Source organism: bacterium (assembly GCA_026129405.1).
Taxonomy (GTDB): Bacteria; Desulfobacterota; Binatia; order DP-6; family DP-6; genus JAHCID01.
Map to the genome: position 1 here is coordinate 427,520 of JAHCID010000002.1, position 26,402 is coordinate 453,921.

Sequence of the window (26,402 nt, forward strand, 5' to 3'; positions counted from 1 at the left end):
ATGCCGGCGCCGTCACTCCGCCGGGGGCTCGTCGTCCGAGGTCCGCCGATCCGGCTGCGGGGGGCGGCCCTTCCACTTCGCGACCTCGGCGGCGACCTGCTTCTGGCGCGCCGGGTCGAGGGCGGTGTCGATGGCGTTGTAGGAGGTCTGCGACGGGAACCCGAAGCCGGTCCCGGCCTCGGCGACCACGTCCATGAAGCGCAGGTAGATCTCCTCCCGCACGGCCAGGAACTCGCTCGCGTCGCTGGTGAGGACGTAGGCGAAGATCTCGACGTCGAGCGTCGACGGCCCGAAGCGGATGAAGCGCACGCGGGCGGGGTTCGGGTCGACCTTCGGGTGGTCGAGCAGCACCTGCTTCAGCTCGACCAGGAGCCAGCGCATCTGGTCGGGCGTGGTCTCGTAGCGCAGCCCGAGCGTGGTGTTGAACCAGATGCGGTCGCGCAGCGCGTAGTTCTCGAGCTGGAGGCCGGAGAAGTCGGCGTTGGGCACGGTCACGACGGTGCGGTCGAGCGTGCGGATGCGCGTCGAGCGCAGGCCGATGTCCTCGACGGTGCCGACGCGGTCGCCGAAGCGGCAGAAGTCGCCGACGCGCACCGGCTGGTCGACGATGAGCGACAGGCCGCCGAACAGGTTCTCGAGCGACTTCTGCGCCGCCAGCGCGACCGCGAGGCCGCCGACGCCGAGGCCGGCGAGCAGGCCGGTCATGTCGAAGCCGAAGTTCTGGAAGATCGCGAGCAGGGCCAGGAAGACGACGAACGTCTTCGCGATCCGGCGGGTGAGCGGGATCGCCGAGGTCGCGACCGTCTGTCCGCGCTCGGCGAGGCGGATCGCCGTCGCGCGCGTGAGGCCGTCGATCAGGCGCAGGACGGTCCACGTCACCGCCAGCGTCAGCAGCGCGGACAGGAGCCCCATGAAGAAGCGGTGCACGGGCAGCGCCAGGCGCACCGCGAAGATGCCGGCCCAGAACACGCCGACGGTGAGCGCGAGCCGCAGCGGCCCCTTGATGAGCTCCCCGACGGCGGCGTCGAGCTTCGACTCGTGCCGCCGCGCGAACCACATCCCGAGCGCGAGCAGCGGGCGGGTGACGATCCACGCCAGCACCGTCGCCGCGAGCAGCAGCGCGGCGAGCGCGATCCACTGCCAGAGCTGGACGTCGAAGACGCGCCAGGCGAAGAACCAGTCGGGCAGCAGCCGTGCGAGCGGGCCGTCGCCGAACTCGTCCCAGAGCGCCGGCAGCTGCTGCACGCTGACGCGCGCGATCTTCCACTCACGTGCGCCGGCGGCACCGGGCAGGCGTTCGATGAACACCTTCACCGAGCCGTCGCGCGTCTTGATCGAGCCGACGAGATCGCGCCGGTCGGGGAGGCCGTCGGTCTTGTCGCCCTCGGGGTCGTTGCTGAGCGCGTCGAGGTCGACCCACAGCTTGCGGTCGAGGATCGTCTTCAGCTGCTGCGCGATCTCCGGCCCCTCGCCCGCGGCGTGATCGCGCAGGTCGACGTGGGTCGCGGCCGTCTTCCAGTCGCCGGCGCGGGCGGCCCAGAGGAAGCCGCGCATCGTGCTGCGCGGGCTGTCGTAGCCGACGTCGTCCTCCTCGGGGATCGTCGTCGTGGTGCTCGCGGTCGCCGCGGCGGTGGTGCCCGGCGCCTGCTGCGCGAGCGCGGGCCGGCCCGCGGCGAAGAGCAGCACCAGCGCGACGGCCGCGAGGAACCGCCGCACGGGCGATGCGGCGCGCGACGTCACGCGGGACCGAGCCGCTCGAGCAGTGCCGCCAGCTCGCCCACCGGCAGCTGGCCGGGCGCCGTCGCCTGGCCCGCCGACGCGTACGTGAGGAGCGATCCGGCGGCGGGCAGCACGAGCCGCGAGAGCGGTCCCCACGGGCCCATGCCGAGCGTCGCGACGCCGCGCTCGCGTGCCGCGATCGTGCATGCGAGCAGCGCGGCCAGGTCCGACGCGGCGACGGCGTGGGCCGCGAGCTTCGCGACGTCGGCGCCGGCGTCGAAGGCGCGGGCGACGGTGGCGAGCAGCGCGTCCGCGTCGGGCGTGCGCAGGAAGTCGTGCGCCGACAGCACCACGAGGACGCCGGCCGCGCGGGCCTGCGGCACGAGGCGCGCGGCCAGCGACGTCGAGGCGATCTCCACGTCGATCGCCTGCACCAGCGGCAGCGCCGCGTCGTAGAGCGCGGCGCGCTGTGCATCGGGCATCGGCCGGCCGCCCTCGGCTTCGGCGCGCGCGGTGAAGAGGATCGGGCGCCCGCCGGCGCGCAGTCGCTCGAGGGCCGCGGTGACGTGTGTCACCGACGGCGTCGCGAAGAGGTCGGCGCGCAGCTCGACGGCGTGGGCGCCGTCGGCGGCGAGGAGCGCATCGACGTCCGACTCGCCGCCGGCGGCGACGATCACCGGGTGCGCACCGAGCGGCACCGCACCGATGGACAGCCGCGCGCCCATGGGCGCCGGGCTATCCGTCGGGCGGCGGAGGGTCAAGGCGTGGCGGCGTCGGGATGCGTGATCTGCACGCGGCCCGCGGTGTTCACGACCTCGCCGACGACGCGCCCGCTGAGGCGGCTGCGCGCACCGAAGCGCACCTCGGTGGTCGGCGCATAGACGTCGGCCGTGACGCGCGAGCGGGCGCCCAGCCGCACGATCCCTTTGTTGTCGCCCTGCACGCGCAGGGTGATGGGCGCGACGGCGCCGGGCGCCGCCTCGAGGTGGCCGCGGGCGCCGAGCTGGAAGCCGCGGCGGACGTCGATCTCGCAGGGCCCGAGGCAGAGCAGGCTCGCACCGGCGCCGAGCGTCACGGAGCGGAAGTCGAACGTGCCCGCCGCGAGCCGCAGCTCGCTGCCGGCGCCGACCTCGACGTCGCGGTAGCGACCCGGATCGACCTCGAGCCGGCGCGCACGCCGCGGGACCTTGATGTCCTGGCCGCCCGGCGTCGCCTGCACGACCGGCAGCAGCGCCTTGTCGACCAGCGGGTCGGGCGGCGGGCTGCACGAGCCGCTGCCGCCGACGACGAGGATGCAATACAGGGCGCCGACCCTGGCCCCGCCTGCAAGTCGGATGGACTGGGCGGCCGCGGCGGCGGAGACGCGCGCCCGGCGCCGGAGACGCAGCTCGCCGCCGGTGACGCCCGCCGGCCCGGTGATCCGGTTTCGCGGCCCGAGCGTGACCGCATCGCGCCCGAGCACGGCCCAGCCGGACGGCGTGCTGGGAGGGGTCTGCGGGGGCGTCTCCTGCGCGACGGCGATACCCGCCACCATCGAGCCCAGGACCATCACCCCCAGCACCACACGCAACCGCATGACGCCGGGTCGTAGCATGGGCTCCACGAGGGCGCGATACCGCTCGACCACGGCGCGCGGCTTCGGCACCATGCGTCGGATGGATGCCGCGACGTCGTCCGTGCCCGCCCCGCGCCAGCGCTTCTCCATGCTCGGCGTCGCGCAGCGGTTGCTCGAGCGCCCGTGGGTGGTGCGCGCGATCAACCCGATCATGGGACGATTCAACCCGTTCCTGCCCGAGTACCGCGCCGATCCGTATCCCTTCTACGCGCGGCTGCGCCGCGCGGCGCCGGCCTACTTCAGCCAGGTGCTGCGCGGCTGGATCCTCACCCGCCACGCCGACGTGACCGCGGTGCTGCACGACAAGCGCTTCTCGGTGGAGCGCCAGCGCTCGACGCTGTTCCAGCGCATGAAGCCGTTCGACAACCTCGATCCGGCCTTCGCCGACACGATCCTCGGGACGCTGCTGATGACCGATCCGCCGCGGCATACGCGGCTGCGCCGCCTCGTCAGCAAGGCGTTCACGCCGCGCATGGTCGCGCGCCTGCAGCCGCGGGTGGACGAGCTGGTCGAGGAGCTGCTCGATGCGCCGGCGGCGCGCGGCACGATGGACGTCGTCGAGGCCCTCGCCTATCCGCTGCCGGTCATCGTCATCGCCGAGATGCTCGGGCTGCCGCCCGAGGACCGCGACCGCCTGCGCCGTTGGTCGCACGACCTCACCGGGCTCCTCGATCCGCTCCAGGCGAGCGGCGGCCTCGCGCAGCTCCAGCGCACCTACCACGAGGTGGTGGCATACATGTCGCGCGTGTTCGCCGCGCGCCGCGCCGAGCCGCGCGACGACCTCATCAGCGCGCTGGTCGCGGCCGAGGACGGCGGCGACACGCTCGGCGAGTCGGAGCTGATCGGGCTCGTCGTGCTCGTGCTCGGCGCCGGCCACGAGACGACGACGAACCTCATCGGCAACGCCGTGGTGGGCCTGCTGCGCCATCCCGCCGAGCGCCGCCGGCTGCAGGACGATCCGGCGCTGCTGCCGGCGGCGGTCGAGGAGTTCCTGCGCTGGGACAGTCCGGTGCAGCTCACCGACCGCGTCGCGCTCGAGGACTGCGAGGTCGCCGGCGTGCGCGTGCGCCGCGGGACGCTGGTCGCGACGATACTGGGCGCCGCGAACCGCGACCCGGACCGCTTCCCCGATCCGGATCGGCTCGACGTCGGCCGGCGCGAGAACGACCACGTCTCGTTCGGCTCCGGCGTCCACTTCTGCCTGGGAGCGGCGCTGGCGCGGCTCGAGACGCAGGCGGCGGTGGGCGCGCTCCTGCGGCGGTTCCCGGATCTCGCAGGCGACGGGGCGCCGGTCGACTACCGGCGGTCCATGGTCCTGCGCGGTCCGACGCGGCTGACGCTGCGGCTCGCCGGGCGATGATCGGTCGCGGCGGCGTGGCCGCCGATCGCGCCGTGCCGTGTGGGCCGCGGACGTTGGCGCAACGAGACAACGGATTGGCGTCCCGGTGCAACGCCCTGCCGCGGGGGGCGCGCTACGTTCGTCACCCAGGAGTCCGGCGGCCGCGCCGCGCGGAATCGGGAAGACAGGGACGTGGAGCCGGAGGCGCGGGTGGTGCTGGCGCAGATCAGCGTGGGCCTGGGGACGATCGCCGTCGCCTGCGCCCGCGTCCCCGACATCAGAGGTGGCCGCAGCCACCTGCCACCTCGCCGACCAGCTCCAGGTCGCGACCGAGGGGGCGGGGCTCGCGGAGGCCTGGGACAGCGTGCGCGTGGGCATCGCGGACCTCGAGCGGGTCATGGCTGCACAGGCCAGCGAGACGTAGCCGCCCTGGGGTCGGCCGGCGTTGCGTACGCGCCGCCGCCCGCACTAAGGTCGCCGTTCCATGGTCGGCCTCACCCGAGTTGCAACCTACTTCCCGCGCCGTCGTCTCGAGCGCGCCCACATCGCCAAGGCCTGGGGCGGCCGCGCAGCGCCCGGTACCCGCACCGTCGCCGCCTGGGACGAGGACGCGCTGACGCTCGCCGTCGACGCGACGCTCGCCTGCCTCGGCGACGCCGACCCGGCCGGCTTCGACGCGCTCTACTTCGCCAGCACGAGCGCGCCGTACCTCGAGAAGCAGGTGGCGAGCGTGGTCGCGACCGCCGCCGACCTGCCGCGCGCGGTCGCCACGGCCGACTTCGGCGGCTCCATCCGCTGCGGCGTGGCGGCGCTGGCGGCGGCGTGCGACGGCGTCGCCTCGGGGCGGCTGGCGCACGCGCTGGTGGCCGCCGCCGACGTGCGGCTCGTCGAGCCGGGCTCGGAGCTGGAGGCGCAGCTCGGCGACGGGGCCGCTGCGCTGGCCGTGGGCCGCGAGGGCGTCATCGCCGAGCTGGTGGCCGCGGCGTCGGTGGCCGAGGAGTTCACCTACCTCTGGCGTACCGACGAGCAGCGCTACGTGCAGGTGGCCGACGCGCGCTTCGGCAACCAGTACGGCTACGCGCGCGACGTCCCCGAGGCGGTGAAGGCCGCGCTGCGCAAGGCCGAGCTGCCGCCGGCGAAGGTCGCGAGGCTCGTGCTGTCGGCGCCCGACGGGCGCACGGCGGCGGACGCCGCGAAGCGGATCGGCGTCGACGCCAAGGTGCTCGAGCCGGGGCTGGCGGCCGAGGCGGGGATGCTCGGGTCGGCGGATCCGCTGGTCCTTCTGGCCAAGGCGCTCGAGACCGCGCAGCCCGGCGAGTTCGTCGTCGCCGCCGCCTACGGCGAGGGTGCCGATGCGCTGGTGTTCCGCGTGACTGATGCCATCGCTCAGCGCCGGCCGGTGCCCGTGGCCGAGCGGCTCGCGGGCGGCATCCCGGTGCAGTCGTACGAGCGCTGGCTGCGCGCGCGCAGCGTCCTGCCGTCGGAGGTCGCCGGCGAGCTCGTGTCGACGTACATCGAGTGGCGCGAGCTGAAGCAGGACACGCGCCTCTACGGCAGCCGCTGCTCGGCGTGCGGCATGGTCCAGTACCCGCAGGCGGTCGTCTGCCAGGGCTGCCACGCCCGCGAGGGCATGGTCGATCACAAGCTCGCGAAGACCGGCAAGGTCTTCACGTTCACGATCGACAACCTCGCGCAGGTCCCGGAGCACCCGATGCCCATGGTCATCGCCGACCTCGACGGCGGCGGCCGCATCTATCTCCAGGGCACCGACTGCGCCGACGGCGACATCGACGTCGACAAGCCGCTGCGCCTGACGTTCCGCCGTCTCCACGAGGCCGCCGGCAATCGCAACTACTACTGGAAGGTGAGACCCGCATGAAGGACCAGGTCGCCGTCGTCGGCATCGGCTGCACCAAGTTCGGCGAGCGCTACGAGCGCACGTACGAGGAGCTCATCTGCGACGCCGCGTTCGCGGCCTACGACGACGCGGGCATCGACCCCGACGAGATCCAGGCCGCCTACCTCGGGACGTACATGCCGGGCCCCGGCGGCGGAAAGAGCGCGACGTCGCTCGGCGACGCGCTCCGGCTCTACGGCCGCCCGATCACCCGCGTCGAGAACTACTGCGCGACGGGCACCGACGCCTTCCGCAACGCCTGCCTCGCCATCGCCTCGGGCGTGTACGACGTCGTGCTCGTCCTCGGCGCCGAGAAGCTGAAGGACCGCGGCGGCCGCGGCCTGCCGCGCTTCGGCCACCCGCTGCTGGCGCGCGGCAACACGGCGCCGGGCCTCTTCGCCCTGGCGGCGAACCGCTACATGCACACCTTCGGCATGGGCAAGGAGACGCTCGCGAAGGTGGCGGTGAAGAACCACGCCAACGGCGCCAAGAACGAGAAGGCGCATCTGCGCAGCGAGATCACCGTCGAGCAGGTGATGAAGTCGCCGATCATCGCGTCGCCCTTCGGCCTCTTCGACTGCTGCCCCACGACCGACGGCGCCGCCGCGGCGATCGTCTGCCGCGCCGACCTCGCGAAGCGCTTCAAGAAGCCGGCGATCCTGGTGAAGGGCGCGGCGCTCGCGGTGGAGACGGGCAAGCCGTACTTCGACCCCACGTTCGACTACCTCGGCTTCCGCTCGACCGAGAAGGCCGCGCAGGCGGCGTACAAGATGGCGGGGGTGACGGCGAAGGACATCGACTTCGCGGAGGTGCACGACTGCTTCACGTGGACGGAGATCTCGAACACGGAGGATCTCGGGTTTTGCGAGAAGGGGCAGGGCGGCAAGCTGGCGGAGGAGGGGCGCACGGCGCTCGACGGGGACATCCCGATCAACACGAGCGGGGGTCTCAAGTCGTTCGGGCACCCGATCGGAGCCAGCGGCGTGCGGATGATCTACGAGGTCGTGTCGCAGCTGCGCGGTGAGGCGGGGGCGCGGCAGCTCCGGAAGGCGCGGCTCGGGCTGGCGCACAACGTCGGGGGGCCGGGGGCGGTGGCGTGCGTGGTGGTGCTGGGGAACGCGTAGGCTTCTGCACGGTGCTGGACGGCCGCTGCCGGCTCGCGGTCGACGGGCAGCCGCCGGTCACGCTCGAGGCGGGAGACTTCGTGCTCCTGCCGGCGACGCCGGGGTTCACGCTCTCGGGGTTCGTGCCGGTGACGCCGGTGGTCGTCGACGCGAAGCTCACCGCCGCCGCGACCGGCCCCGTGCGCCACGGCACGCGCGGCGGGCGGCCCGACGTGCGGCTCCTCGGCGGCTACTTCGCGTTCGACTCGCCCGACGCGTCGCTCCTCGTCTCGCTGCTCCCGCAGATGGTGCACGTGCGCGGCGCGCGGCGGCTGTCGCTGCTGGTGCGGCTCGTCGGCGAGGAGTCGCGTGTGCGGCAGGCGGGAAGCGACCTCGCGCTCACGCGGCTGGTCGAGCTGCTGCTCATCGACGCGCTGCGGGCGACGTCGGGTGCGGACGCGCCGCCGGGGCTCCTGCGCGGCCTCGCCGACGCACGCCTCGCACCGGCGATCCGCGAGATGCATCGCCATCTCGCCCGCGCGTGGACCGTCGTCCAGCTCGCGAAGACGGCCGCGCTCTCGCGCTCCGCGTTCTTCGAGCGCTTCACGCGCACCGTCGGCGTGTCGCCGATGGAGTACCTGCTCGCCTGGCGCATGGCGGTCGCGAAGGATCTGCTCGCGCGCGGCGACCTCGGCATCGAAGCGGTCGCCGAGCGCGTGGGCTACGGCTCGGCGAGCGCGTTCAGCACCGCGTTCTCACGCCACGTCGGCCGGCCGCCGAGCCGCTGGGCGCGCCGGCGGGCGGCGGACGGAGATCAGGAGTAGATTAGGAACGTCATTTCCCGGCTACGTGCCGCCCTACGAATAGCGAAAGAGGACCACGATGGGAGCTACGGCCGACCTCGTCCGCCGCTGGGTGGAGCTCTACAACGACGGCTCGCCGGAGGCGTACGGTAGCGACGACTTCCTGCGGCTCTACGCCGCCGACGTCGACTGGAAGGAGTCGCCGACGTCGCTCACGCCAGAGGGCAGAGGCGGCGACCTTCGCACGCTCCGCGAGGCGACGGCCTTCGGCCGCAGCCTCTTCCGGAACCGTCGGGTCGCGATCGACGTGATCGTCGAGGAGGGCGATCGCGCCGTCTGGACCGGCGCCTGGAGCGCGACCATCGGCGTCGACGGCCTGCCGTCGCCTCGCGGTACCGTCGTCGAGATCGCAATGGCCATGCTCGTCGAGGTTTGCGACGGGCGCATCGTCCGCCAGCGCGACTTCCTGACCGCGCCGGTGGAACGGTAGTGTCCCGAGTCCGGAGCTCGTCACCAGATCTCGGGCGGCGTGATCCCACCCGATCTCCGGCAACGGACGTCGGGCTCGAGACACTACAGCCGATGCTCGCCGAGGCGCTGCTGCGCGGGTTGCAGCGCCCCGGCGATCGCATCCCGGCACGCGGCCGGGATGCCGCCCTTCTTCTTCGCGGCGAACGCCCCCGCCTTCTTGACGATCGCCTGGAGCACCTTCCCCGCCTGCGACGCCAGCTTGGTCGCCTTCGTCTCCTTCGACGCGGAGGCCGCCTTGCCGAGCTTCGCCAGCGCCGCGCGCACTTTGCGGTCGATGAAGCGTTGCAGCTTCGACGGCACCGGAGGCTCGCACAGCGCGCGGCTCTGCACCGCCGCCAGACACTCGCGCGCCCCGGCGCAGGCGGCCGGGGGCAGCGTCGTGGTCGTGGTCGCGCCGGGGAGGGTGGTCGTGGTGGTCACGGCGCCCGGCTGCGTCGTCGTCGTGGTCGGCACGGTGCACCCGCCCGACGCCGACGCCGAGACGACCGTCCAGCTCACCGTCGTTTCGGTGACGTTGCCGACGATGTCCCACGCGCGCAGCGTCGTCAGACGCGGGCCGACGACGTTGGTGTCGAGCGTCTGTCCGCTCGTCACCGGCGAGCCGCACGTCTGCACGCCGGCGAACCCGTCGCTGCACGTGAACGTCGCCTGCACCGTCGCGCCCTGGCAGACGACCGATCCCGCCACCGGCGAGGTCACGTCGATCGTCGGGCCGTCGGTGTCGAGGTCGTTGACGAAGGTCTGCACCGGCTCGCCGGGGGCGTGCGCGTAGACCAGCGGGGTGGTGAAGACGAGCGAGCCGAGCGCTTCGACCTTGCGAGCTTCCGCGTTCGGGCCGGTCGGGTTGATGAGGACGTAGTCGCCGGGGCCGAAGCCGTCGTTCGAGGCGACGTGCAGGACGGTGTCGCCCGGTTGGCTCGCCTGCGAGACGGTGGTGTCGCCGGCGGCCGTGCCGTCGCGGCCGAAGCGCTGCGACTTCGGCGCCGATTTCACCGGCCCGTCGTCGGTGGTGCCGAAGGCCCTGGCGCGGATCGTCAGCTCGGGGCGGGTGTCGAAGTCGACCGTCACCGTGAAGGTCGCCGAGGCGTCGCCGGCGAGCGTGATGCCCTGGGGCGTCGAGCTCGGGGAGACCAGGCCCGTCGCGTCCGTGCCGATCACGAAGACGTTCTCGATCGGGTTCGAGGTCGTGTTCTTCACCACTGCGACCAGCGTGGCGCGGCCGTCCTCGTCGACGTCGACGAGCGTGAACGACGCCATCTGCAGCGGGCCTTCCGTGCCCGCCGGCTCCGCGAACGAGATCGGGACGGAGTCGAACGCGGTGCGGTTCCAGTGATCGGTGACGGCGAGCGTCGCGAACGCCGTGCCCTGGAAGAAGGAGGCCGGAATGCCGTCGATCTCGCCGAAGTCGAAGCTGAACACGGGATCGGTCGAGCGCTCGATGCGGTTCGTGGGCTCGCCCACGACCGGGTACTGGAACGACCACGCGACGTGCTCGACGAGCGGGAACGAGCCGGTGGCGTCGAGCTCGATCGCCTTCGCGCCGACGCGGCGGACCCTGCCGATGGCGTGGAGCGGCGCGGGGGGCGTGGTCGCGAAGGTGACGATGCTGATGCCGCCGCCGATTCCGCAGCCCTCGATCGGGTCGGCGCCGCACGAGCCGTCGAACGTGCCGTCGCTCTTCTGGAGGACGAAGCGGAACGACCAATCGAACCGCAGGCGGAAGATCATCGGCGCGCGCACGCGCCGGTCGTACGGTCCCCACGTCACGCGATACGTGCAGGCCGTCGCCGTCGGGCCGCAATCGCCCTGGCGCACGAGCAACGCGAAGTCCGGGCTCGGCACGTCGGCGGTCGGCGCGCCGTCGCAGCCGCCGCCCCAGATCGGGCTGATCGCCTGGCGGCAGCTCACGCGGGCGCCGTTGAAGTCGATCATCATCGCCGGCCAGTCGAGGCGCGCGGTCGCGTAGTACGTGCCGCCGTCCGGCCCCGGGCCCGAGAGCAGGCCGGGGGTCGTGTAGCTGAAGGTGATCGTCTGCGCCGGCCCGGGCAGGTCCTCGTCGCGGCGGAAGTCGACGTCGCGCTTGCTGATGGCGAGCGCGATGCCGTTCGGGCCGGGGCGCGGAACGGCGGCGGGATCGTGGTAGCTGGCGAGCGTTCCCTCGCAGTCCGTCAGGTTGTTGGGGACGAGGCCGTTGGCTGCGCAGTCGGGGAGCGGCGGCGACGGCAGGTCGGCCGCCCGTGCGTGCGGTGCGGCAAGGGCCGCGAGGAGCAGAAGTGCGACCAGGAAGCGGCGGCGTCGGCGCGGCATCGGATGGCGAGGGGGCGTAGCACCGGTCGTCGCACGGCGACCATACGCATCTCTGCGGACCCTGCCGCGCGATTGCCCCGTCCCCGCGCCCCTGCGATAGCACCTCGCATGCGGGGTGGTGGTGTGGTGGAGCGTTGGGGCGTTCCGGCGTTGCTCGCGATCGTCATCGCGACGACCTACGCCAACGCGCTCCACGGACCGTTCGTCTTCGACGACTGGCACACCCTGGAGCGGAACCCCCATCTCCGCAGCCTCGCCAACGTCCCGCGCTTCTTCGTCGACCCCGACACGACGACGATCCTGCGCGAGAACAAGGATCTCCGCCCGCTGCTGGTCACGACCTTCGCCCTCAACTGGGCGGTGTCGGGCGCCGACACCTGGAGCTGGCACGCGACGAGCCTGCTGCTGCACTGGCTCGCGTGCGTGCTCCTCTACCGCGTCGTGCGCGACCACCTCTGGCTCGGCGATGCGGGGCCGCCGGTGGGCGCGGCCGCGGCGCTGCTCGTCGCGCTGCATCCGCTCAACTCCGAGCCGGCGAACTACCTCTCGTCGCGCTCCGCGCTGCTGACGGCCGTCTGCTACCTCGGTGCCTTCGACGCCGCGGTGCGCGGGCGGCGCGCCGCCAGCGTGCTGCTCGCCGCCGCGGCGATGCTCACCAAGTCGATCGCGCTGCCGCTGCCGCTGGTCGTCCTGCTGCACGCGCGCCTCGACCGGCGGCGCGTGCCGTGGGGGCTCGTCGGCGCGCTCGCGGCGGTCGCGGTCGGCGGGATCGCGTACCGCGCGCTGCTGCTGCCGCCGTGGGTGCTCGAGACCGCGCGCCAGGCCGACGTCGGGCCGTGGACGTACTTCATGACGCAGTGGTCGGCGCTGCTCTACTACCTGCGCCTGTGGGTATGGCCCGACGCGCTGGTGATCGATCGCGTCGACTACGCCTGGACGCGCTCCGTCCTCGAGCCGCGTGCGTGGGGCAGCCTCCTCGTCCTGGGCGGGCTCGGCGTCGCCGCGTGGCGCGCGGGACGGCGCCGGCCGGCGGCCCTGTTCGCGGCGCTGTGGATCGTCGTCACGCTGGCGCCCGAGTCGAGCTTCGTGCCCCTCGCCGAGGCTGTCAACGAGCACCGGCCGTACCTCGCGATGCTCGGCTTCGGCACGCTGAGCGCGCTCGCGCTCTGGGCGTTGGCCGGCGGGCGGCGGCGGCCGTTCGCCGTCGCCGTGGCGCTGCTCGCCCTCGGGCTCGGCACCGCGACGCACGTGCGCAACCGCGTCTACCAGGACGACTTCGCGCTCTGGCAGGACGCCGTCGCGAAGGCGCCCGCCAACACGCGCGCCTGGCTGAACGCCGGGCACGCCGCGATGGGGCGCGGGCTGGACGCCGAGGCGCGGCGCATGCTGCTCGAGGCGCATCGGCTGTCGCCCTGCTACGCCTACGTGCAGATGAACCTGAGCGCGCTCGACGTGCGCGCCGGCGACCTCGCCGGGTCGCTGCGCTGGGCCGACGACGCCGTCCGCTGCCAGCCGCGTCTGGCCCTCGCCCAGCAGTACCGAGCCGCCGCGCTCGAGCGGCTGGGCCGCGCCGACGAGGCGCTCGCCGCGTATCGTCGCGTGACCGAGCTGGACGCCGTCCACGCCGAAGCCTGGCGTGCACAGGCGCGCCTGCTCGAGGGCCGCGCGGACTGGGCGGAAGCGGCGGGGGCCTGGGAGCGCGCCATCGCCGCCGACCCCACGAACGCCGACGCCTTCATGCGCGCCGGACTCCTCTACGCGTGGCGGCTTCGCAACCCGTCCCGCGCCGTGCCGCGCTTCCGCAGCGTGCTCGCGCTGATGCCGACGCACTACGGCGCCCACTACCAGCTCGCCGTTGCGCTGCTGGCCGACGGCCAGGTCGAAGCGGCGCGGACGGCGTGGAACCGCTTCGTGCCGATGGCGCAGGCCATCGGCGATACGGCTTCGCTCGCCTCCGCACCGGCAGCGTTGTCCGAGGGGAGCGAGTCCGCGCGACGCTAATAGCTTGACACTCGCGCCCTTGGCCCCGACGGTGGACGCTACGCCGCCTGCTCGGGCGCGTGTGGAGGTGTCGATGGGGTGTGTGCGGACGAGGCTCGGGGTGGTGGTGTTGGCGCTGGTAGTGCTCGCGGGGCGAGCCCACGGCGTGACGGTGGTGAGCGAGCTGGGGGCGACGGGCAGCGTCACGGTCGACGCGACGGCGCCGTGGAAGTACGCGCCCCACCTCCTCATGGTGTGCGATCCGTACTCCGCGCTCCTCCAGTTCCCCGTGCCGCCCCTCACCGAGGGCACGACGGTCTCCGTGGCGCAGCTCCGGCTGCACGTCGGCCGCGTCCCGGCGTCGCTGCCGAACTGGACCGTCCATCGCCTCCTCGGCCCGTGGTCGCCGGAGGCGCTGCCGCCGATCCCGGCCACCGATCCGGAGATCGCCGCCGCGGGCGTGTACGACGCGGTGTCGCAGACCATCACCTGGGATCTGACCGCCACCGTGCAGGCGTGGGTCGCCGATCCGTCGACGAACACCGGGGTCGCGGTGCAGGCGGCGGCGAGCCGCAGCTGTCGTCCGAACCCGCGCCGCTTCGTGCAGACCGGCGGATCCCGCAAGTACCGCGGCGGCCTCAAGGGCCCGGTGACCTCCTTCGGCAGTGCCTCGGGCGAGCTACCGCCGCCCCAGCTGCTCATCGTCTATGAGTCGACGGCCGAGGGCGTGCCCGGCCCGACCGGTCCCACGGGCGCGACGGGCACGACAGGCGCCACGGGTCCCACGGGCGAGGCCGGCCCGACCGGTGCGACGGGTGAGAGCGGCCCGACCGGCGCGACGGGCGACACCGGCCCGACCGGCGATGCCGGCCCAACAGGCCCGACGGGCGCCACCGGTTCGACCGGCCCGACAGGTCCCACAGGCCCGACCGGCGACACTGGCCCGACGGGCGAGAGCGGTCCGACCGGCGCGACGGGTAGCACCGGTCCGACCGGCGACATCGGCCCGACGGGCCCCACGGGTAGCACCGGCGCGACCGGCGACATCGGCCCGACGGGCCCCACGGGTGACACCGGCCCGACGGGCGCGACCGGTGACACCGGCGCGACCGGCGACATCGGTCCGACGGGTCCCACGGGTGACACCGGCCCGACGGGCGCGACCGGCGACATCGGCCCGACGGGCCCCACCGGCGACGCCGGCCCCACCGGCGCGACGGGCGTCACCAGCCAGGTGCTCGCCGGCGGCAGCTCGATCGACCTCACCCTCGGCGACACGCCCGTCTACATGGCGCCGTTCGGTCTCAGCTACAGCCTCAGCAGCGAGCGCTCGGCTCTGCCGCTACGGGCGGGCACGCTGCACAGCCTTCAGGCGGTGGTGGTCGACGACGTCCTGCCGCGCCTGGTCGGCACGCTCTTCTTCACGGTCTACGTGAACGGCCTGTCGACGTCGCTCGCCTGCACGATCGGCCCGCCGCCGGGCGACACCTGCACGAACATGATCGATCAAGTGTTCATCACCGACAACGACCTGGTCCAGGTCGAGATGACGCACAACGGGCTGCTCGACATCTTCTGGGTGAAGTTCAGCCTGCTGCTGTCGCTGAGCTGAGCGCATGCCGGCGGCGCCGGGGCTGTACCTCGCCCCGGCGCCGCCGCGCGCGCGGCCTATCGGCGTCCCGCGCGCGCCCGCACCACGCGCACCGAGGTCAACGTCGCCGGCGCCTGGGCGCGCAGGAACACCGCCACCCCCGTGAGGCGCAGGCGCGCCCGCCCGCGCCGTACCCGCAGCGTCGTGTCGTTCCCCATGAGGTCCGTGACGACGAGCCGCCGCACGTCCTTCGGCACCTCCACGAGAAGACGCGCCCCGGCGCGCGGCCCGGCCCAGGTCGGTCCGAGCTGGTTCATGTCGGCCAGCACCACCGTCCCCGCGCAGCACGTGCCGGACGCGGCGAACGCCGCGTAGCCGAGCCCGGCCGACTCGCGCGTGATCGCCGGCGCGTCGCCGACCAGGTCGCTCAGCGTGCGCAGCGCCACGGCGTCGGAGCGCGGCGTGTAGTCGAGGTTCACCGGGTACATGCCGAAGCGCTCCCAGCCGCTGCCCGCGTCGTCGAAGGGCAGGCGGTAGACGAACGGGAAGATGCGCTCCGCGCCGGCGGCGCGTTGCTCGAGCCAGCGGGAGACGTGGCGGCGCGGCGCGCCCAGGGCCTCGGTGTCCCAGATCGCGGCGCCGGGACGCATCGCGGGGAGGAACTGGTGCGCCAGGGCGACCGACTCGGCGTGGCCGTAGTGCCAGCCGACGACGTCGAGCAGGTCACTCGTCGACGCCAGCACCTCGGCCTCGAACGGATCGAGCTCGGCCGTGTCCGGAACGAAGTTGAGGACCACGCGCGCGTCGGGGTCGACGTCGCGCAGGACCTGCGCCGTCTGGCGGACGAGCGTCGCGAACTCGCCCGCCGACGACTGCCAGAACTGCGGAATGTCCGGCTCGTTCCATATCTCCCAGTGACGCACGCGGCCGGCGAGGCGCCCGGCGAGGAGGCGTACCATGTGGAGCCAGTCGCCGAGATCACGCGGCGCGACGATGCCCCAGCGCGGGATGCCGGCGACGGGAACGTCGTCCGTCGTCGACGAGGCCCAGCGCGCGGTGCCGAAGAGCGTCGCCAGCACCTCGATGCCCTCGGCGCGGAAGGCGTCGACCCATCGTTCGTAAGCCGTCGAGTCGAGCCAGCGCGGGCTGGCGCGCGACGGCGGCACGCCGCGCGTGTCGCGCCACCAGTTGAACGTGAAGCGCACCCAGCGAATGCCGAGCAGGCGCATCTGCGCGGCGATGCGTGGCGCCTCCGCGACCGCGTCCTCGCCGGGATAGACGTAGTAGCCGACCGCCGAGTCGAGCGCGGGCGTCGCGGGCGGTGGCGGCACGAGCGCGGCACTGGTGTGCGCCGTGTGCCGCTGCCCGCGCCGGGCCAGCGTGGCGGACACCGCGAAGTACCCGAGCCGCTTCGTGCGCAGCACGAGCTCGTGCGTCATCGCGGCGGAGGGCTCGAGCGCGACGAACGTCCCGAGCCGACCTGCGCGGCGGCCGTACGCGTCGAGCGCCTGCAGGCGCAGCGTGCCGCGGAAGCCGCTCTCGTCGGCACGAACGGTGACGCGCAGGACCGGCGTCTCGCCGCGCACGAAGAGATGGCCGAGTCGATCCGACTCGAACGAGACCGTGGGCGCGGCGAGTGCGCTGGACGACAGCAGCAGCGCCGCGGCGAGGAGCGGCCAGGATCGGAGCACGGGAAGCGCGTCCCACATGGCCGCGGGAAGGGTCAAGTCAGCGACGGCGTTTCAGACACGACTTCCGTGCATTCAGCGCACGACGGACGGCGCGCTTCGCCTTCAGCGCCCCGGTGCCGAGCGCCGTGTCCAGCCGGTCGGGCGTGTTCGTGAACAGGCCGTCGACGCCGCCGCGAGCAGGGTCGCCATCTCGCCGGGGTCGTCCACCGTGTAGGGATGCATGGCGAGGCAGCGCACGTGCGCGGCCGCGACCAGCGACGCGTCGACCGTGGACGCGATCGCGCCGACGCCGACGGCGTACCCCGCGACGTCGTCCAGCACCCGATCGCGCGTCGCCGCCGGCACGAGCGGCACGAGCTGGACGAGGGGCAGCGACGGCTCCAGCGCATGCAGGCGCTGGAGGCTCGCCGGGCTGAACGACTGGATCAGCACGCGCCAGCGGCGTGCGGGACGCAGCAGGCGATGGCGGCGGAGCAGGGCGAGCAGGCGTTCCTCCATGCGATCCGCGGTGTCGGGGCTCTTGGTCTCGATGTAGTAGCTCGCGCGCCGCCGGTAGCGCCGGAAGACCTCCTCGAGCGTGGGGATGCGCAAGCCCACGTACTCGGGCCTGGCGCGGTCGGGGTAGCGCTCGTTGAACCAGGTGCCGACGTCGCAGGTCGCGAGCTGCGCGAGGGTCTTCGTCGCGACCGGGCCGGTGCAGGCATCGGCCGGGCCGCGTGCGGTGCGGTCGAGCGTGTCGTCGTGCAGCACGACGAGGACGCCGTCGCTCGTCAGCTGGAGGTCCTGCTCGATGTAGTCGGCGCCCATCGCCAGCGCCATGTCGTAGGCCGGCAGGGTGTGCTCGGGCGCGTAGGCCGAGGCGCCGCGGTGGCCGATGTTCACGACCGCCGCGGCGGGCACGACGAGCCCCGCGAGCAGCATGAGGACGAGCGTCGTGACCGGGGGTCGCACGGGGCACGCATAGCCGGGGTCCGTGCGCCCGGTCCACCTGCGCGTACGCCGGCACGCTACACGGTTGCGGGGACGCCCTCGGCGAGCGGCGCCCGCAGGCCCCGCGCGATGTCGATCCGCGCTGACCTCCTTCGTCGTCGTCCCGAGCGGGATGCTCCCCGCGGGAAAGGACGGCAATGCGCGAGCTGATCGTCAGAGCACACCTGTCCGTCGACGGCTTCGTCGGCGGCCCGGACGGGGCGGTGGAGTGGGTCTTCGACAGCATGGACGAGGCGGCCGTGCGCGACACGGTCGCGACCCTCGCCGGAGCGGGCACGCACGCCATGGGGGCGGTCACCTACCGCGACATGGCGGCCCACTGGCCGACCTCGGACGAGGCCTACGCCCCGCCCATGAACGACGTGCCGAAGGTCGTCTTCGCGCGCTCGCCCATCGACACGCCGTGGGGCGAGGTGCGGGTCGCGGCCGGCGACATGGCCGAGGAGGTGCGCCGGCTGAAGGCCGAGCCGGGCGGCTACGTCCTGGCCCACGGCGGGTCGCGGTTCTTCCAGGCCCTCGCGGCGACCGGGCTGGTCGACGAGTACCGGCTCCTCGTCCATCCCGTCGTCCTCGGCGCCGGGCTGCCTCTGTTCGCGCCGCAGCGGGTCCCGCAGCGGCTCGCGCTGGTCGGGACGACGCGGTTTCCCTGCGGCGCGATCGCGTGCGTCTACCGTTCCGCGTGAGTGGTGCGCCGGACGGTCGGGTGATAGCGCTCGGCCCGCGGGGGCCGCGATGCTGCACTTCCTCTCGTTACGGGACTGGGGCGCCGCGCGCGCCGTCGAGACGCTCGACCGGGCCGACGTGTTGAGCGCCCTGTGGCGCGACGACCGCATGCCGCAGAGTCTCGCCGGCGTTCGCGTCGCCCTGTGGTTCCCGGACGGCGGCTTCCGCAATCGGCTCGCGTTCGAGCTGGGAGCGCAGGCGATGGGCGCCATCGTCGCCTACATGCCCGGCGAGGTCGGCGCCCCGGAGCCGGTCGACGACGTCGCCGCGTACCTCGCCAACTGGTTCGACGTCCTCGTCGTGCGCACGTGGGGACACGCGGATCTCGTGCGTCTGGCCGCGTCCGAGCGCCTGCCGGTCGTCAACGGGCGCACCGCCGAGGGACATCCGTGCGAGATCCTGGGCGACCTTCTGCACCTCCGCCGGCGGCGCGGCACGCTGGACGGTCTCGCGGTGGCCTACGTCGGCCCCGCGTCGAACATCGGCACGAGCTGGCTCGAGGCGGCGTCGATCCTGCCGATCCGCGTGGTGCAGGTGTGCCCGCCCGGATACGAGACCGCGCCCGCGCTGCTCGCCGAGCTGCGTGCGGGCGCCGCCGGCACGCTCGCGGTGTCGCACGACCTCGACGACGCGCTCCGCGACGTGGACGTGATCTACACCGACTGCTGGCCCTCGTCTCGGCCCGGGGAGACGCGGGACGACGTGGCGCGCGCCTTCCGGCCGTACCGCATCGACGTGCGCCACCTGGAGCGCCTGCGCGACGACGGCGTGTTCCTGCCGTGCCCGCCGGTCACCCGTGGCGAGGAGGTCACGGCCGCCGCGATGTCGTCGCCGCGCTGCGAGAGCCCCGCCGCCAAGGAGCGGCTGCTGCACGTGCAGAACGCGATCCTGGAGCGCGTCGCCCTCGACACCGGAGCCGTTTCGGACGTCGACCGTCGCTGATCGTTCGCCGTCCGGGTCGGGCTCGAAACCCCCTGCCTGGTGGCGAGCCGCCGTCAGCCCGAGCCCGGCTCCACCCGCCGCATCACGAGCGGATTCGGGTTCGCGGCCGTCGTGCCGCCGCTGCCGTACGGACGCGTGATGGCCTCGAGCAGGTGGCCGTTCGGATCCGGGAAGTAGACGCCGCGGCCGTCGTCCCACGTGTTGATCTGGTTCGGATGCTGCCGGTGGGGGTCGGACCAGTACGGGAGGCCGCGCTCCTGGATGCGCGCGAAGATCGCGTCGAACTCGGCTTCGCTCACGAGGAACGCGTAGTGCTGGGCGGCGATGGTGCCGTCGTCGGCGAGGAAGTCGAGCGAGGTGTCGCCGACCTGGACGATGGCGAACGGCCCGAGCAGCTGCGGGGACGGCAGGCCGAGCATCTCGGCGAGGAACAGCGCGGACCCGTCGCGGTCCTTCGCGCTGACGATGGTGTGATTCAGGCGGACGGCCATGCGGGCGCTCCTCCGGGTCGGGGATGCCACTCAGCCTAGGACGGACGGACCGGTGCGCAAAGCCCCGTTGCGGCCGGGAGGCTTCGGCCCGCCGCCGCCCGTCCCAGCGCGGCGACGTCGAATCAGCGGCGGACGACCATCGCGAAGATCACTACCAGGAGCAGCAGCATCGCCGCGATGAAGAAGCCGGCGAAGGTGCGGAAGCCCGAGACGTTGTCGTTGACGCTCGCGACGTCGTCCCTCAGCTGCGCGAGCTGCTGGCGCAGGCTCGACAGCTCGACGTAGAGGCCCTTCACTTCTTCACGGGCCTTCGTGATCTGCTCCTGGTTCGCGGTGATCTGATCCTTCATGTCGGCGACCAGGCCGGGCACCGCGTCGACGCCCTCCTTGATGCCCCACACCTGCTCGCCGACCCATTTCTGATGGTCGGCCATCTGGGTCAGCAGGCGCTGCTCCGGGCTCGGCGCGGCGGTGGGCGCGGGCTTCGCGGTGGTGGCCGCGGCGCGCCGGGCGGTCTGCGCGTCCGCCGTGCCGGCGGAGGCCGCGAGCAGGAGGCACGCGACGAGCACGATCGGAAGCGACCCGCGTCGATGCATCGACCGCCGGGTTTATGTGCGCCCCCGGAGGGGGTCAAGGACGCGGCTACGGCCGCAGACGCTCGAGCAGCCGCGGGAACGGGATGGTCTCGCGCACGTGGTGCAGGCCGCAGAGCCAGGTCACGCAGCGCTCGATGCCCATGCCGAAGCCCGCGTGCGGCACCGAGCCGAAGCGACGGAGGTCGAGGTACCAGGCGAAGGCCTCGCGCGGCAGCTCGTGCTCGGCGATCTTCGCCTCGAGCACGGCGAGGTCGTCCTCGCGCTGGCCGCCGCCGATGACCTCGCCGTAGCCCTCGGGCGCGAGCACGTCGACGCACAGGGCGAGGCGCGGGTCGGCGGCATCCTGCTTCATGTAGAAGGCCTTCACCGCCATCGGGTAGCGGTGGACCATCACCGGGCGGTCGAACTGCTGCGACAGCGTGGTCTCGGCCTCGGCGCCGAAGTCGTCGCCCCACGGCACGGTGACGCCCTGGGCCGCGAGCAGCGCGAGCGCCTCGTCGTAGGTGATGCGCGGGAACGGCTTGCGGATCTTCTCGAGCGCGGCGGTGTCGCGCTCGAGCACGTGCAGCTCCGGCCGGCGGCGCTCGAGCACGCGCGTGACGACGTGGCAGAGGAAGTCCTCGGCCAGGTCCATGTCCTCGTCGAGGCCGGCGAACGCCATCTCGGGCTCGACCATCCAGAACTCGGTGAGATGCCGGCGCGTCTTCGACTTCTCGGCGCGGAACGTCGGCCCGAAGACGTAGACCTTGCCGAACGCGAGCGCGCCGGCCTCGCCGTAGAGCTGGCCGCTCTGCGTGAGGTAGGCCGGCTCCCCGAAGTAGTCGACGGGGAAGAGCGTGCTCGTGCCCTCGCACGCCGCGGGCGTGAGGATCGGGGCGTCGAAGCCGAGGAAGCCGTGCTCGTCGAGGTACTCGCGGCAGGCGCGGATCACCTCGGCGCGGATGCGCAGCACGGCGTGCTGGCGGCTCGAGCGCAGCCACAGGTGGCGGTGCTCGAGCAGGAACGCGGTGCCGTGGTCCTTCGGGCTGATCGGGAACTCGTCGGCGGGGCGGTGCAGGATGCGCAGGTCGCTGACGCCGAGCTCGAAGCCGAGGTGGGAGCGTGCGTCGGCGCGCACGCTGCCGGTGACCGCGAGCGCGGTCTCCTGCGGCAGGTGGTCGGCGAGGGCGAAGGTCTCCGGCGGGACGTCCTGCTTGCCCATCACGCACTGGATCGTGCCGCTGCCGTCGCGGACCTGGAGGAAGTGGATCCTGCCGCTCGAGCGTCGCGCGGCGAGCCAGCCCTGGAGCGTGACCGTCTCCCCGGTGTGCTCCCCGATGTTCTCCACCCGCACCGCGTTCGCCATGGCCGGCATGTAGCAGAGGCGCCGGCGGATGGCATCGGCGCGCGGCGGGTTGCGGGCTCGCCCCGGTCGTGACGCACGCCGGCGGTGAGCGGCGGCGTGCGTGCGCCGCGCCCCTTCGCGCCCGAGCCCGCATCCCTGGCTCCGGCCGAGTGGCTTTTGCTAGGGTCCGCCGCCATGCTGGGATTCACCCTGAGCGAAGAGCAGGAAGCCTTTCGGGCCGCGGTCCGGAGCTTCGCCGAGAAGTCGCTGGCGCCGTTCGTCGAGGAGCTGGAGGCGCGCGAGCAGTTCCCGATGGACCAGTTCCGCGAGCTGGGCCGGCTCGGCTACCTCGGCGTCGGCTACCCCGAGGAGATCGGCGGCAGCGGCGGCGACATGGTGATGCGCTGCCTCCTCATCGAGGAGATCGCGCGCGTCAACTGCGGCTTCGCCGCGGCGCTGCTCGCCCACGTCGGCCTCGGCTGCCTGCCGCTCATGAAGTTCGGCACCGAGGGGCAGAAGGAGCAGTATCTCGGACCTGCGCTGCGCGGCGAGAAGCTCGGCTGCTGGGGGCTCTCCGAGCCCAACTCGGGCTCCGACGCCGCCTCGATCCGCAGCACCGCCGTGCGCGACGGCGACCACTACGTGATCAACGGCGCGAAGATGTTCATCACCAACGGCACCATCGCCGACTACTGCCTCATCGCCGCGTACACCGACCGCTCGCGGCGCGGCGACGGCATCAGCACGTTCGTCGTCGACACGAAGACGCCGGGCTTCGTCGTCTCGCGCAAGCTCAAGAAGGCCGGCCACCACACCTCGGAGACCGCGGCGCTCACGTTCGAGGACCTGCGCGTGCCGGCGACGGCGCTCCTCGGCGGCGTCGAGGGCGGCTTCAAGCAGGTGACGGGCGCGCTCGAGGGCGGCCGCATCACGCACGCGGCGCGCTCGTGCGGGGTCTCGCAGGCGGCCCTCGAAGCGGCGCTCGCCTATGCCAAAGAGCGCGAGCAGTTCGGCCAGAAGATCGCCAAGTTCCAGGCCATCCGCTTCAAGCTCGCGCGCATGGCGATGGACGTCGAGCACGCCCGTCTCACGATGTGGCGCGCCGCCTGGCTCTTCGACCGCGGCCCCTGCATGCGCGAGGCGGCGATGGCGAAGCTCTTCTGCTCGGAGGTCGCCCAGCACGTCACCTGGGAGGCGATGCAGGTCTTCGGCGGCTACGGCTACATCACCGAGTTCCCCGTCGAGCGCTACTGGCGCGACGCGCGCCTCATGACCATCACCGAGGGCACGAGCGAGATCCAGCAGGTGATCATCGCGCGCGAGCTGGGCCTGTAGGAGCGGGTCTTGGCCTGCGGGGCCGGCTGCGCTCGACTGGGGTGCGGTGACGACGCTGCGCACGAATCTGCCGGCGCGGCTCGACCGGCTGCCGTTCGGGCGTTGGCACTGGCGGGTCGTCGTCGCACTCGGGATCACGTGGATCCTCGACGGGCTCGAGGTGACGATCGTCGGCGCGGTCGCGAGCGTGCTCACGAAGGCGGATACGCTCGCGCTCACCGACACGCAGGTGGGCTTCGCGGCGAGCGCGTACCTCGCCGGCGCCATCGGCGGGGCGCTCGTCTTCGGGCGCCTGAGCGACCGCTACGGGCGCAAGCGGCTCTTCCTCGTCACGCTCGGCGTCTACCTCGTGGCGACGCTGCTGACGGCGTGCACGACGGGTCCATGGTCGTTCGCGCTCATGCGCGCGCTGACCGGCGCCGGCATCGGCGGCGAGTACGCCGCGATCAACTCCGCCATCGACGAGCTGCTGCCCGCACGCGTGCGCGGCCACGCCGACCTCGCCATCAACGGCTCGTACTGGCTCGGCGCGGCGTTGGGCGCGCTGCTCAGCATCGTGCTGCTCGACGAGCGGCTGATCCCGCCCGCGCTCGGCTGGCGCCTCGCGTTCTCGCTCGGCGCCGTGCTCGGGCTCGCGATCATCCTGATCCGCCGGCACCTGCCCGAGAGCCCCCGCTGGCTCATCCTGCACGGGCGCGTCGCCGAGGCCGAGGCGATCGTCTCCGCCATCGAGCGCGCGGTGATCGGCGATCCCGCGCGCCTGGGGCCGCCGCCGCCGGCGGTCGAGATGCGGGCGCTCGGCACCGTCGGCTACGGGCACATCGCGCGCGTCCTGCTGTCGCGCTTCCGCACGCGCTCGTACCTGGGCGTGACCCTCATGTTCGCGCAGGCGTTCGCCTACAACGCCATCTTCTTCACGTACGCGCTCGTGCTGACGCGCTTCCACGGCGTGCCGCCGTCGCACGCGGGGTGGTACCTGCTGCCGTTCGCGGCGGGGAACTTCCTCGGGCCCCTGCTCCTCGGGCGGCTGTTCGACGTCGTCGGGCGGCGCCCGATGATCACGCTGTGCTACGGGACGTCGGGCGTGCTCCTCGCTGCGACGGGCTGGGCGTTCCAGGCCGGGCTGCTCACGGCGACGACGCAGACGCTCGCCTGGTCGGCCTGCTTCTTCGTGGCGTCGGCCGCGGCCAGCTCGGCGTACCTCACCGTGAGCGAGCTCTTCCCCGTCGAGCTGCGCGCCACCGCCATCGCGCTCTTCTTCGCGGTCGGCACCGGCGCGGGCGGCGTGCTGGCGCCGACGTACTTCGCGCATCTCGTCGAGAGCGGCAGCGCGGCGCGCGTCTTCGTCGGCTATCTCACGGGCGCCGCGCTGATGGGGCTCGCGGCGTTGGCGGCGTGGGCCTGGGCGGTGCCGGCGGAGCGGCGCTCGCTCGAGGCCCTGAACGACGAGCTGCTCGATCGAGCGCCGTGAGCCGGGGCCGTTGCATGCCTGCGCCGCGGCGCCGAGGATCGTCGCGTGCGACCCCTCGTGCTCGTCCTGGTGGCGCTGCTCCTAGCGTCGGTCCGAGCGGCCGACGACTGCGCGCGGCGGCTGCGTCCCGGCGACGACGTCCAGGGCGCGGTCGCGCGTCTCGGCCGGGGCGGCGGCACGCTCTGCCTCGGGCCCGGCGAGTTCGCGCTGCCGGGCCCGCTCGCGATCACGCGCGATCGGGTGACGCTGCGGGGCGAGGGGACCGCGACCGTGCTGCGCCTCGCCGGCGGCGTGCAGGCGCCCGTCGTCATCGTCGGCGACCATACCCGCCGGATCCCGGCGCGCCCGACCGCCGACGTCGCGCTCGAGCGCCTGCGCATCGTCGGCAGCGGCGCGGGCGACAGCGAGTTCGCGGCGGCGTTCCCCTATCTCAGCAACAGCGCCGTCGTGATCCGCACCGGGCTGCGCACGACGCTGCGCGGGCTCGACGTCGAAGCGTGCCGCAGCGCCTGCATCGTCACCGAGCACGATACGCAGGAGCTGCTCGTCGAGGACTGCACCATCGCCGGCTCGACCTGGGACGGCATCGCGCTCAACCGGACCGCCCGCGCGCGCATCGTCGGCAACGTCGTGCGCGACAACACCGCGGCGGGCATCACCGCCGAGCACCTCGAGGACAGCGTCGTGGCGCGCAACCTGATCCGCGACAACCGCGCGCACGGCGTCTATCTGTCGGACTCGTATCGCAACCGCTTCCAGGCGAACCGCTTCGAGGGCAACACCAACGCCGGCGTGTTCCTCACCTGCGCGGTGCGCGACCGCGAGCCGGGCCGGGTGCGCTGCTGGGACGGCAGCATGAGCGCCGGCAACACGTTCACGGACGACGTCTTCGCCGGGAACCGGCGCACGTTCATCCTCGCACCCGACGCCGCCGCGCCGTGCACGAGGCCCGGCTTCGTGCCGAACGTCGCGCGCGACGAGACGTACGCCGGCGGGCCGCACGCCGACCAGGACGTCGTCCGCTTCGGCCGCTGCCTCGAGGGGCCGGGCACCGACCCGTAGCACGTGCCATGCGGGCGTCCGGCTTTTCGTCGACGCGAAGCCCCGGCATCATGCGGCGCGCGTGCCCTTCACGCTCGCCCATCCCGCCGCCGCGGTGCCGCTGCGCCGGCTCTTCGGCCGACAGGCCGTGCTCTCCGCGCTCGTGATCGGCAGCCTCACGCCCGACGCGGTGTACTTCCTGCCGCTGCGCGTGTCGCAACCGGCGAGCCACTCGCTGGCGGGCCTCGCGTGGTTCTGCGTCCCGGTCGGGCTCGTCGCCTGGCTGGTGTTCCACCTCGTGCTGAAGGTGCCCGTGGTCGCGTTGCTGCCGCGCTGGGTGCAGGCGCGGCTGCCGCCGGTGCGTCCCGGGGTGCCGGCGGTGTCGCCGATCGTGCTCGTCCTGGCGCTGGCGCTCGGCGCCGCGACGCACGTCGTGTGGGACGCGTTCACCCATGCCGCGACGCTGCCCGCGCGGCTCTTCCCGTGGTTGCGCGTGCACCTCGGCACCGTGGGCGGGCTCGACGTCCCGGTGTGGAAGCTTCTCCAGCACGCGAGCACCGCGGTGGGGCTCGGCTTGCTCGCCGGTTGGTCGTGGCGCCGCCTTGCCGCGGCGACGCCCGCCGCGCAGCCCGCGGTACCGGCCGTCGCCCCGGGCGCGAAGACCGCGGCGCTCGTCGTCCTGGTCGCCGCGCTCGGGCTCGCCGCGCTCGCGGGCGTCCTCCAGGCGCCGCCGAGCGAGTGGAGCCTCGTCGGCCTGCGGCTGCCCCTGCGGCGCGCGGTGGTGGCGTCGCTCCAGGCGGCGGGGGCGGCGACGCTCGCGCTTGCGCTCTGCTGGCGGGTCGCCGCGCTCGCGCGCGAGCGGGCTTCCACCACCCGGCCCGATCGGGCTTAACCCTGGGGCCAGGAGGGCCCC

General features: G+C 73.4%; 22 protein-coding genes and 1 pseudogene. 14 read left to right on the forward strand and 9 right to left on the reverse strand.

Going from position 1 to position 26,402, the window contains the following annotated elements; all coding sequences use genetic code 11:
• Nucleotides 1-12: 12 nt before the first annotated feature.
• From KIT14_10290 to KIT14_10300, 3 genes are read right to left on the reverse strand one after another with little or no spacing between them, the layout of a single operon-like run.
• The gene (locus KIT14_10290; GenBank protein ID MCW5890930.1) at nt 13-1,716 is read right to left on the reverse strand and encodes a mechanosensitive ion channel family protein; all 1,704 of its coding nucleotides are present in this window, start codon (nt 1,714-1,716) and stop codon (nt 13-15) included.
• A gap of 20 nt (nt 1,717-1,736) precedes the next feature.
• Nucleotides 1,737-2,444, reverse strand: coding sequence for a type I 3-dehydroquinate dehydratase (locus KIT14_10295; protein MCW5890931.1), 708 nt, complete (start codon nt 2,442-2,444; stop codon nt 1,737-1,739).
• Between the two features lie 32 nt (nt 2,445-2,476).
• Nucleotides 2,477-3,313: a hypothetical protein gene (locus KIT14_10300; GenBank protein ID MCW5890932.1), complete on the reverse strand. Its 837-nt coding sequence runs from the start codon at nt 3,311-3,313 to the stop codon at nt 2,477-2,479.
• 172 nt (nt 3,314-3,485) lie between these two features.
• Between KIT14_10300 and KIT14_10305 the strand changes: the two genes are divergently transcribed.
• The 6 genes from KIT14_10305 to KIT14_10330 all read left to right on the forward strand — a co-directional run bounded on the left by KIT14_10305 (nt 3,486) and on the right by KIT14_10330 (nt 8,966).
• The gene (locus KIT14_10305; protein MCW5890933.1) at nt 3,486-4,694 is read left to right on the forward strand and encodes a cytochrome P450; all 1,209 of its coding nucleotides are present in this window, start codon (nt 3,486-3,488) and stop codon (nt 4,692-4,694) included.
• 262 nt (nt 4,695-4,956) lie between these two features.
• Nucleotides 4,957-5,097: a hypothetical protein gene (locus tag KIT14_10310; protein MCW5890934.1), complete on the forward strand. Its 141-nt coding sequence runs from the start codon at nt 4,957-4,959 to the stop codon at nt 5,095-5,097.
• 60 nt (nt 5,098-5,157) lie between these two features.
• Nucleotides 5,158-6,552: an OB-fold domain-containing protein gene (locus KIT14_10315; protein MCW5890935.1), complete on the forward strand. Its 1,395-nt coding sequence runs from the start codon at nt 5,158-5,160 to the stop codon at nt 6,550-6,552.
• Nucleotides 6,549-7,694 carry an acetyl-CoA acetyltransferase gene (locus KIT14_10320; GenBank protein ID MCW5890936.1) on the forward strand — a complete coding sequence of 382 codons (1,146 nt, stop codon included), beginning with the start codon at nt 6,549-6,551 and terminating at the stop codon, nt 7,692-7,694. The genes KIT14_10315 and KIT14_10320 overlap by 4 nt, the downstream gene beginning before the upstream one ends.
• The gene (locus KIT14_10325) at nt 7,667-8,497 is read left to right on the forward strand and encodes an AraC family transcriptional regulator (protein ID MCW5890937.1); all 831 of its coding nucleotides are present in this window, start codon (nt 7,667-7,669) and stop codon (nt 8,495-8,497) included. The genes KIT14_10320 and KIT14_10325 overlap by 28 nt, the downstream gene beginning before the upstream one ends.
• Before the next feature lie 58 nt (nt 8,498-8,555).
• Nucleotides 8,556-8,966: a nuclear transport factor 2 family protein gene (locus KIT14_10330; protein ID MCW5890938.1), complete on the forward strand. Its 411-nt coding sequence runs from the start codon at nt 8,556-8,558 to the stop codon at nt 8,964-8,966.
• An 83-nt stretch (nt 8,967-9,049) separates the two neighbouring features.
• Here KIT14_10330 and KIT14_10335 read toward each other — a convergent pair whose 3' ends face one another.
• Nucleotides 9,050-11,314, reverse strand: a complete 2,265-nt coding sequence (locus KIT14_10335) for a hypothetical protein (GenBank protein MCW5890939.1) — start codon at nt 11,312-11,314, stop codon at nt 9,050-9,052.
• A 108-nt stretch (nt 11,315-11,422) separates the two neighbouring features.
• Here KIT14_10335 and KIT14_10340 point away from each other — a divergent pair, with 108 nt between their 5' ends.
• Entirely contained in the window at nt 11,423-13,315 is a 1,893-nt protein-coding gene (locus tag KIT14_10340) for a tetratricopeptide repeat protein (GenBank protein ID MCW5890940.1), read from the forward strand.
• 229 nt (nt 13,316-13,544) lie between these two features.
• On the forward strand, nt 13,545-14,906 hold the full coding sequence (locus tag KIT14_10345) for a collagen-like protein (protein ID MCW5890941.1): 1,362 nt from the start codon (nt 13,545-13,547) through the stop codon (nt 14,904-14,906).
• A gap of 56 nt (nt 14,907-14,962) precedes the next feature.
• On the opposite strand, the gene KIT14_10350 is transcribed toward KIT14_10345, so the two are convergent.
• Both KIT14_10350 and KIT14_10355 read right to left on the reverse strand, forming a co-directional pair.
• Entirely contained in the window at nt 14,963-16,576 is a 1,614-nt protein-coding gene (locus tag KIT14_10350) for a hypothetical protein (protein MCW5890942.1), read from the reverse strand.
• Between the two features lie 37 nt (nt 16,577-16,613).
• Nucleotides 16,614-17,497 (reverse strand): annotated as a pseudogene (locus KIT14_10355) (glycerophosphodiester phosphodiesterase).
• 206 nt (nt 17,498-17,703) lie between these two features.
• Here KIT14_10355 and KIT14_10360 point away from each other — a divergent pair.
• Together KIT14_10360 and KIT14_10365 are read left to right on the forward strand one after the other, a co-directional pair.
• Entirely contained in the window at nt 17,704-18,249 is a 546-nt protein-coding gene (locus tag KIT14_10360; GenBank protein MCW5890943.1) for a dihydrofolate reductase family protein, read from the forward strand.
• Between the two features lie 49 nt (nt 18,250-18,298).
• A complete protein-coding gene (locus KIT14_10365) occupies nt 18,299-19,231 on the forward strand; it encodes an ornithine carbamoyltransferase (GenBank protein ID MCW5890944.1) in 933 nt (310 codons plus the stop codon).
• Between the two features lie 53 nt (nt 19,232-19,284).
• Here KIT14_10365 and KIT14_10370 read toward each other — a convergent pair whose 3' ends face one another.
• The 3 genes from KIT14_10370 to asnS form a co-directional block, all read right to left on the reverse strand.
• A complete protein-coding gene (locus KIT14_10370; protein ID MCW5890945.1) occupies nt 19,285-19,722 on the reverse strand; it encodes a VOC family protein in 438 nt (145 codons plus the stop codon).
• Nucleotides 19,723-19,844: 122 nt separating this feature from the next.
• Nucleotides 19,845-20,318: a hypothetical protein gene (locus tag KIT14_10375; protein MCW5890946.1), complete on the reverse strand. Its 474-nt coding sequence runs from the start codon at nt 20,316-20,318 to the stop codon at nt 19,845-19,847.
• A gap of 46 nt (nt 20,319-20,364) precedes the next feature.
• A complete protein-coding gene (gene asnS, locus KIT14_10380) occupies nt 20,365-21,663 on the reverse strand; it encodes an asparagine--tRNA ligase (protein ID MCW5890947.1) in 1,299 nt (432 codons plus the stop codon).
• A 174-nt stretch (nt 21,664-21,837) separates the two neighbouring features.
• Between asnS and KIT14_10385 the strand changes: the two genes are divergently transcribed.
• The 4 genes from KIT14_10385 (at nt 21,838) to KIT14_10400 (ending at nt 26,381) form a co-directional block, all read left to right on the forward strand.
• The gene (locus KIT14_10385; GenBank protein ID MCW5890948.1) at nt 21,838-22,977 is read left to right on the forward strand and encodes an acyl-CoA dehydrogenase family protein; all 1,140 of its coding nucleotides are present in this window, start codon (nt 21,838-21,840) and stop codon (nt 22,975-22,977) included.
• Nucleotides 22,978-23,023: 46 nt separating this feature from the next.
• A complete protein-coding gene (locus tag KIT14_10390) occupies nt 23,024-24,448 on the forward strand; it encodes an MFS transporter (GenBank protein ID MCW5890949.1) in 1,425 nt (474 codons plus the stop codon).
• A gap of 45 nt (nt 24,449-24,493) precedes the next feature.
• On the forward strand, nt 24,494-25,510 hold the full coding sequence (locus KIT14_10395; GenBank protein ID MCW5890950.1) for a right-handed parallel beta-helix repeat-containing protein: 1,017 nt from the start codon (nt 24,494-24,496) through the stop codon (nt 25,508-25,510).
• Between the two features lie 61 nt (nt 25,511-25,571).
• On the forward strand, nt 25,572-26,381 hold the full coding sequence (locus KIT14_10400) for a DUF4184 family protein (protein ID MCW5890951.1): 810 nt from the start codon (nt 25,572-25,574) through the stop codon (nt 26,379-26,381).
• The last annotated feature ends 21 nt before the right edge of the window (nt 26,382-26,402 follow it).

What these genes read in the sequence shown, in the direction of transcription:
- KIT14_10295 (MCW5890931.1), bottom strand. Translation starts at nt 2,444, where the DNA reads ATGGGCGCGCGGCTGTCCATCGGTGCGGTGCCGCTCGGTGCGCACCCG.
- KIT14_10300 (MCW5890932.1), bottom strand. Translation starts at nt 3,313, where the DNA reads ATGCTACGACCCGGCGTCATGCGGTTGCGTGTGGTGCTGGGGGTGATG.
- KIT14_10305 (MCW5890933.1), top strand. Translation starts at nt 3,486, where the DNA reads ATGGGACGATTCAACCCGTTCCTGCCCGAGTACCGCGCCGATCCGTAT.
- KIT14_10315 (MCW5890935.1), top strand. Translation starts at nt 5,158, where the DNA reads ATGGTCGGCCTCACCCGAGTTGCAACCTACTTCCCGCGCCGTCGTCTC.
- KIT14_10320 (MCW5890936.1), top strand. Translation starts at nt 6,549, where the DNA reads ATGAAGGACCAGGTCGCCGTCGTCGGCATCGGCTGCACCAAGTTCGGC.
- KIT14_10330 (MCW5890938.1), top strand. Translation starts at nt 8,556, where the DNA reads ATGGGAGCTACGGCCGACCTCGTCCGCCGCTGGGTGGAGCTCTACAAC.
- KIT14_10335 (MCW5890939.1), bottom strand. Translation starts at nt 11,314, where the DNA reads ATGCCGCGCCGACGCCGCCGCTTCCTGGTCGCACTTCTGCTCCTCGCG.
- KIT14_10340 (MCW5890940.1), top strand. Translation starts at nt 11,423, where the DNA reads ATGCGGGGTGGTGGTGTGGTGGAGCGTTGGGGCGTTCCGGCGTTGCTC.
- KIT14_10345 (MCW5890941.1), top strand. Translation starts at nt 13,545, where the DNA reads ATGGTGTGCGATCCGTACTCCGCGCTCCTCCAGTTCCCCGTGCCGCCC.
- KIT14_10360 (MCW5890943.1), top strand. Translation starts at nt 17,704, where the DNA reads ATGCGCGAGCTGATCGTCAGAGCACACCTGTCCGTCGACGGCTTCGTC.
- KIT14_10365 (MCW5890944.1), top strand. Translation starts at nt 18,299, where the DNA reads ATGCTGCACTTCCTCTCGTTACGGGACTGGGGCGCCGCGCGCGCCGTC.
- KIT14_10370 (MCW5890945.1), bottom strand. Translation starts at nt 19,722, where the DNA reads ATGGCCGTCCGCCTGAATCACACCATCGTCAGCGCGAAGGACCGCGAC.
- KIT14_10375 (MCW5890946.1), bottom strand. Translation starts at nt 20,318, where the DNA reads ATGCATCGACGCGGGTCGCTTCCGATCGTGCTCGTCGCGTGCCTCCTG.
- asnS (MCW5890947.1), bottom strand. Translation starts at nt 21,663, where the DNA reads ATGGCGAACGCGGTGCGGGTGGAGAACATCGGGGAGCACACCGGGGAG.
- KIT14_10385 (MCW5890948.1), top strand. Translation starts at nt 21,838, where the DNA reads ATGCTGGGATTCACCCTGAGCGAAGAGCAGGAAGCCTTTCGGGCCGCG.